Source organism: Bacillus sp. Xin1 (assembly GCF_013314535.1).
GTDB lineage: Bacteria > Bacillota > Bacilli > Bacillales > Bacillaceae_G > Bacillus_A.
On sequence record NZ_JABUAE010000040.1, the window covers coordinates 24,478 to 31,578 of the forward strand.

7 protein-coding genes and 2 pseudogenes are annotated in these 7,101 nt (G+C 36.7%); 1 reads left to right on the forward strand and 8 read right to left on the reverse strand.

Annotated elements, in window-relative coordinates; genetic code table 11:
- The first annotated feature begins 320 nt into the window (after positions 1-320).
- Complete coding sequence (locus HRG09_RS23315) at positions 321-1,667, forward strand: MFS transporter (RefSeq protein ID WP_174103169.1); 1,347 nt, start codon at positions 321-323, stop codon at positions 1,665-1,667.
- A 150-nt stretch (positions 1,668-1,817) separates the two neighbouring features.
- Here HRG09_RS23315 and HRG09_RS29570 read toward each other — a convergent pair whose 3' ends face one another.
- From HRG09_RS29570 to HRG09_RS23340, 8 genes and pseudogenes are all read right to left on the reverse strand, one after another.
- Entirely contained in the window at positions 1,818-2,045 is a 228-nt protein-coding gene (locus tag HRG09_RS29570; RefSeq protein WP_309232322.1) for a P-loop NTPase family protein, read from the reverse strand.
- A 184-nt stretch (positions 2,046-2,229) separates the two neighbouring features.
- Positions 2,230-2,580 (reverse strand): annotated as a pseudogene (locus HRG09_RS29575) (ATP-binding cassette domain-containing protein); the annotation flags it as partial.
- Between the two features lie 10 nt (positions 2,581-2,590).
- Positions 2,591-3,361 (reverse strand): annotated as a pseudogene (locus HRG09_RS23325) (ABC transporter permease subunit).
- A gap of 12 nt (positions 3,362-3,373) precedes the next feature.
- Positions 3,374-4,381, reverse strand: a complete 1,008-nt coding sequence (locus tag HRG09_RS23330; RefSeq protein WP_174103170.1) for an aliphatic sulfonate ABC transporter substrate-binding protein — start codon at positions 4,379-4,381, stop codon at positions 3,374-3,376.
- Positions 4,382-4,652: 271 nt separating this feature from the next.
- The gene (locus HRG09_RS29435) at positions 4,653-4,784 is read right to left on the reverse strand and encodes a hypothetical protein (RefSeq protein WP_262386279.1); all 132 of its coding nucleotides are present in this window, start codon (positions 4,782-4,784) and stop codon (positions 4,653-4,655) included.
- A 98-nt stretch (positions 4,785-4,882) separates the two neighbouring features.
- A complete protein-coding gene (locus HRG09_RS23335; RefSeq protein WP_174103171.1) occupies positions 4,883-5,611 on the reverse strand; it encodes a plasmid pRiA4b ORF-3 family protein in 729 nt (242 codons plus the stop codon).
- Positions 5,612-5,835: 224 nt separating this feature from the next.
- Entirely contained in the window at positions 5,836-5,964 is a 129-nt protein-coding gene (locus HRG09_RS29440) for a hypothetical protein (protein ID WP_262386280.1), read from the reverse strand.
- Between the two features lie 176 nt (positions 5,965-6,140).
- Entirely contained in the window at positions 6,141-6,632 is a 492-nt protein-coding gene (locus HRG09_RS23340; protein ID WP_174103172.1) for a hypothetical protein, read from the reverse strand.
- Positions 6,633-7,101: the final 469 nt, after the last annotated feature.

The window sequence follows — 7,101 nt, forward strand, 5'->3', positions numbered from 1 at the left end:
ATAAACTCCACTACTAATCAACCTTTTTATAACACGAATCTTATTTGGATATAATTGGATTTGTTTTTTAATCAAAGGAACACGAATAACGGTATCTATCACAAACTAGATACCTAAAAAAACAAAAATTAATTGTCTTTTCGAAAATAGAAATGTTCATGTACATAAAGTACAAAAAGAACAAAATTTTCATTATATTGCGATTAATTTGACAGAATATTATAATTCTTTTTATATTGAATCCGCTTTCATTTTTTTTAGTTTATGATGATGTTTTTCAAATGTAGAAAAGAAACTTTGTTCAACGGGAGGTTTTAATCATGTCTCAATCTATCGAGCGCGCAAATACAAGGCGCATCACAGGAAACATCTTCAAAGGTTCAATTGGAAATCTGATTGAATGGTACGACTGGTACGTCTATTCTGCTTTCGCCGTGTATTTCTCAGCAGAGTTCTTCCCTAAGGGAGATCCGACCAGTCAATTGCTTAATACGGCAGCCATCTTTGCCGTCGGCTTCTTGATGCGTCCGCTCGGAAGCTTACTGATGGGGCGTTACGCTGATCGTTATGGTCGACGTGCTGCATTGACGCTTTCTATCACTATCATGGCTGGTGGTTCTCTCATTATTGCCTGTACCCCAGGTTATAGCACCATTGGTATAATGGCCCCTATTATTCTCGTTCTCGCACGTCTGCTTCAAGGGTTGTCATTAGGTGGAGAGTATGGAACTTCGGCTACATACTTGTCCGAGATGGCCAGCAGTGGCCGACGTGGTTTCTACTCGAGCTTTCAATACGTAACACTTGTTGCGGGACAGCTGGTAGCACTTGGTGTTCAGATCGTTCTCCAGCAAATACTCAGCGAGCCGGATATGAAGTCTTGGGGCTGGCGTATTCCCTTCATCATCGGAGCAATGGGAGCAGTAGCTGTATTGTGGCTGCGCCGTACGATGGATGAGTCGGAGCAGTTCTCAAAAATGGATTCTGAAAGTCGTGAGAATGCTGGAACCATTCGGGCGCTGATGAAACATCCTAAGGCAGTATTAACAGTAGTCGGGCTAACACTCGGTGGAACTGTTGCCTTCTATACTTACACGACGTATTTACAGAAATTCATGGTAAATACTGTAGGCCTTCCTAAGGAAGTCGTTAGCTGGATTAACTTTATCGCCTTACTGGTATTCGTCGTACTTCAACCGATTGCCGGTATGTTATCTGACCGGATTGGACGACGTCCGCTATTGATTGGTTTCGGTATCCTAGGGACTTTACTGACAGTTCCGCTGTTCCTAATTATGGAGCAAACGACTTATCCTATCGTTGCTTTCTTGCTTATGATGGTCGGCCTCATTATTGTTACTGGTTATACTTCCATCAATGCGATCGTGAAAGCCGAGCTCTTCCCAACTGAAATCCGTGCCCTTGGCGTGGGATTCCCTTATGCAATTACTGTTGCCGTATTTGGCGGGACGGCAGAGTTCATTGCGTTATGGCTGAAGAGCATTGGACACGAATCGCTTTTCTACTTCTATGTAGCTGGTTGTATTGCGATAAGCTTCATCACCTATTGGCGTATGGGCGAGTCTTCGAAAACCTCTCACATTGAGGCAGAACTGGACGATGAAAATACATTAGCTGCTCGCAAGTCTGGTTCTAGGCACTCTTAAATAGCATAAATGTCTAAAACAAAGATTCACTCTAAAAAGCCCCTTGATAAATAAACTGCCCCTGATTGTTAATTATGTGTGACAATCAGGGGCAATTAGAATGAGGGCTCTTTTGCTATATCAATCAAAAATCCGAACCATTTTTTCTTTCTAAGCTTCCCCAACAATTTTCTCAAGCACTTTATTTTCTAATGTACCAAGCAAAGTATCTGATAGTTTTCTAGGACGTGGTGCATGATTTACAATATTCATAGAGATATAACCATCTTCAATTAATATAATTCGATCTGCTAATCGTACTGCTTCTCTCACATCATGTGTCACCAAAATGGTTGTAAATTTATTCTTTAGCCATATTGTTTCAATTAAATTTTGCATTTCAAGTCTCGTCAGTGCATCTAAAGCACTAAGCGGTTCATCTAATAGTAATAGAGTTGGTTCATGAACAAGTGCTCTCGCTAATGCAACACGTTGTTTTTGACCACCTGATAACGTGGCAGGCCATTCTTTTTTTTAAAGAAAGTAGGCCAACAGCTTCTAATGCTTCCTCTGCCTTTCGTTCCCAATCATCTTTTATTCCTAACGCAACGTTATTTATAACTTTCTCCCAAGGTAACAACCTAGAATCTTGATACATCATTGTCACTTTTACTTTTGAATCTTTTACTGAAACATTATTAAATAATAATTCTCCCGAAGTTTGCGTTTCTACTCCTGCAATTAGTCGTAGTAGTGTACTTTTTCCACTTCCACTTTTCCCGACTACTGCAACAAATTCTCCTGAATGAATGTTTAAATTGATTCCTTTTAATACCTCTGTTTGTTCAAATCTTTTCTCTACATGTTTTAAACTAATTTGAACACCACTTTCTATTCCTTCCGAAACTTCAAGTTCAGTCGCTGCCTTTGACATATACTCCCTCCTATTGTTTCCTGTAATTCGGATGCCATCTAAGCGCTTTTCTTTCCCCCCAGTACGCTAATAAATCTGCCGTTTTTCCAAATAAGGCATATAGTACAATACTAATAATGATAATATCCGCCTGCATGAATTCCCTTGCATTTGTAGCTAAATAACCGATTCCTCTTTGCGTAGCTAATGTTTCTGCAACGATAAGAGTTAACCACATCACACCAAGCGCATAGCGCACTCCTAAAAAAATAGATGGTAACGCTCCTGGTAATAATATTCTTGTAAACTGCTGCTATCTATTTAATCCATACATTTTCCCCATCTCAATAAACCCTGGGTCAACTGTACGAATGCCATGATACGTATTAATATAAACTGGAAACATAACACCAAGTGCAACTAAAAAGATTTTCGCGCCCTCATCTACTCCCATCCATATAATTACTAACGGTACTAGAGCAAGATGCGGCACATTTCGAATCATTTGAATTGTCGTATCTGAAATACGGTGCGAAACCTTAGATACCCCATTTGACACACCAAGCAAAAATCCGATCGTCCCGCCAATAATTGTCCCGATTAACGCCCGGCCTAAGCTCGCTTCCAAATGGTACAATAATTGTCCACTCGTTATTAATGCCCAAGCAGACTGCACTACCGTGAGTGGCGATGGAAATAAATTTGTTGATACAACTTCAAATGTAGAGATCAGCTGCCAAAGAATAAGCAAAATAACGGGGAGAATCCAAGGTAATACGTTATAAATAAATTTATTTCTCATTATACTCTCCCCCTATTTATCATTTAAGTTTGGCGCCCAAGCATTTTGAATTGGCATCACATCTTTTACAGAAATTTTGTTAGGTATTAATCCGATGCGGCAAAAAACATCCGCCTGCTCTTGCTGTGGTTGAATGATATCTTCTGAAATATTATCTACACCATATTGTCTTCTCTCAATTGCTCTCTTCAAAATTTCTTCTTTCAAACCAAGCGTTTTCGCAAGAAGTTGGACTACCTCTTTTTTATGTTTGTTCGCCCATAAATCCGATTTGTTTGTTTCTTCTAAAATAATCTTAATTAACTCAGGGTGTTTCTTTGAAAAATCATGATTAGAAAAATAAAAAGTCCGGTTTGGATACTCATTACCACCATCTATAAGAGTGATTGGTTTTAAGTCATTTTCAAGTCCCGCAAAAAACGGATCCCACGAAGCAATCGCATCTACTTGTTTTGTTTCAAATAATGCTCTTCCTTCAGAAGCATCTTTCGTGTAAACAAATTGAACTTCCTCTAACTTTATCCCCTCTTTTTCTAATGCTAATACCGTTAAATAGTGGTGATTGCCTCCTTTTACTACTGCAATCTTTTTCCTCTTCAATTCTCCTATTTTTGTAATGCCAGAATCTTTCGCTACCATTAATCCCACACCCTCAGGATTCGGTTTATCAGCACCTACATAGACAATTGGTTTATTTGTAGCTTGAGCAACAATACCAGGCCCATCCGCTCCATGCCCATAATCAATATTTCCAATAGCTAAAGCTTCCATAAGTAATCCACCTGTCGTGAAAAACTTCCATTCTACCTTATATCCCTCTTTTTTCAACCTATCTTCTAAATAACCATTCTCTTTTAAAATGTTAAGCGTATTCCCTTTTTGATAGCCAATCCTAATTGTTTTATCTCCTTTTTCTTTTCCGGCTGTTTCTTTATTTCCTAAACTACATCCAGTTAAAATGGTTAATACACTCAATATTGTTACGACATAAATATAAAAAATACTTTTCTTTTTCTTCATTTTCCCCACCTCGTTCATATTAAAATTACTGTGTCGAAACTGTTGTATATCATGTATCTCCCCCTTTAAATGCAAAAAGAGACTTATTCCAAAAAGCGAAATAAAGTCTCTAGTGGTCTAGTCAACTCCTAAATTTAATTAACAATAATTGTAAGAATATTATTCCGATTGGTCAAGTATGATTTAATTGAAATATAACTTAAAAAAGAGCTATTTCAAACCGAAATAGCTCCTTCACTTATTCAATTACTCGCAATGCATTTATCAATGCTTACTTCGTTTTTAGTGCTTCTAAACGTTTTTCCCACACATCTTGTTCTTGTAACTTCTTTTCATAAATACTTTTTACCTTTTTAAAATGTTTAACAGCTTTTGGATAACGGCTGTGATTTCCATTTTGCAAGAGAAAACAGCCTTTCTTTCAATAATATCCAATAATTTCTCATGGATGCTTGTCTGTGAGTTTATCTACCAACTTATCAAAGCTTTTATGCCTCATCATCATATAATACTTTCCCCAGCAGCATACATCTCCAAAACCCTGTTCACAAACATCAAATCAAATTCCTCTGGATCAAATTCTCCGAGCCATTCTTCCATTCCTTCGTCTAGTTCACCTTCACCTTTTAATGCGGTTTGAATTTCGTTATACATATAAACTCCTCCGCAATCTTCAGGTGGGCATGCACGTTTTCCTTTTTGACATATAGGAACAGTAATCTCCTCATCAATCGGTAATATTTTCTCGAGTACGAGCTGGTGATCCCAATCATCACCAAAGTCATATGTATAACTACATTTTTGTTTTTCTTCTGTTATTAATTCTCCTACCTGCGTTTCTTGTGCATCGTATTTTTCAACAGAGGATGGGAAGAAATCAAATGAATCGTCTCGAAATTCAACATGTGCATCTCCAGTATCAAAACTGTATAAATGAGAATTTTGCCACCCCATTACAATTTGAATCACATCATGTAACTCTACAAATGTTATTTGATTAGCAATTAGAAATCTTCTCCAAATTGGTGGGCGAATTCCCTTTAATGTAACTTTAAATTGATAGATAGCAGGTTTCACAGGCTTTTTTTCTCTTACCTCTTCTACATCTTGTCCACCAACAAATTTTATAATTTCGGCCAAACGTTCCTTTTCTTGAGGAGGCATGACGTTCCAAAGATCCGTTTTTTTAATTTCCCCAATCAGATCTAATACGATTTTATTTATTAACATATTGAACACCTTTTTTCTTTTAATTTATAGGAATCCTTATAAAGTGAAACTTTAATCAGCAGTTCCAACTCTCTTAATCGGTATCAGCTTACTAACCGGCACACTCGCATCATGCGTGACAGCAATTGATTTTGAAAAATGATTTAAATACTTTTTTCGATTATCATCAAGTGCGCTATCATACTCATCAAGAATAATATAACCTGGAGATGCTTCAATTGTTTTCAGTAATGCGAGAGCAAAAAGTAGTGAAGATAATCATTCGTTACATTGTGCTCTTTACGTACATATAAACGATCAATCTTTTCAGCACTTTTCATTATGTATGATTGCACAAATTGTAATACATCCATACTTCCACTTCCTTATTTATATTCTTTCTTTATTGTAGCATAGGTTTAAAATAGATATTTTTCTCTATTGAATTGATTTATCTAAGGCAAACAAAAAAAGACCACTTTAACAAGTAGTCCCCTCTCTACATCTGTATCCTTTGTAAAATTCGAATCTATTTTTGAAAAACTATTAATCACTCTATTTTTTTCAATAACTTAGCTACATATATTTCATGAGAAGTATTACGAAAAAAAGAAAAAAACAAACCATCTAGCTCTTCTGCTAACTCCTCGTTTATCTCTTCACCGTCCTCATCATATAATTCAAAGTTCTCATACTTCCATTCATTATACTTTTCTTCAACTAGATCCTTAAAGCTGATCCAATGTTTTCCGAGGTTTGATGTGTAAGTAGCAGTCCAACTATTAATATGAATTGTATCTAACAGCTCATCCAATTTAGATTCAAAAAGCATGGAAGCATCATTTTCCCCCAATGTCTTTTCAATCTCTTTTAGATTCTCTTTTGTCATTTTCTTGACCTCTCCAGAATAATCATAGCTTACTCTACCATTGTATGGGTTAATAAATGGTTCTTTCGTAGCTTCCCATTTAAACGCAACATGCTCGTCTATAATATCCATAATCATATGAGAAAGGAGCAAATCTATTTCTTTTTCTTCCATTCCAATCATCCTCTTTCATTTTTCGGAATTTTGAACATCAGACTTCTGTTTCTTACTTATGATCGGGATTCAATCTACATGAGGAAGTTTTGTTAAGGTGGCTGTAATAGTTTATTTCTGCGGAGTAAGCGTACAATTTATGACCATGCTGATACAATTTTAATAAAGTGAAACTTTAATCAGTGGGTTTTTTCTTCCCCCCACTGATTATCAGCCTTCACCAATCGGGCTTTTACGGGCAGTTTATCTCCGACCTACCTTCTTTGCTTGCGCCGAATTTTGAGGTGGAAGTATTACTGCTCGTTAATGCGGGATAAACTGTATATTTTTTCTTGCGGCAAGATTTCCTTCTTTATCTTCTTTCTAAATTGTACTACAAAACAGCCGGAAAAGAACGTACATTCGTATAATCATCATAATCAATAAAACGATATCAACCGTTCCTTCAAATATATCAGCGATTTTCCAA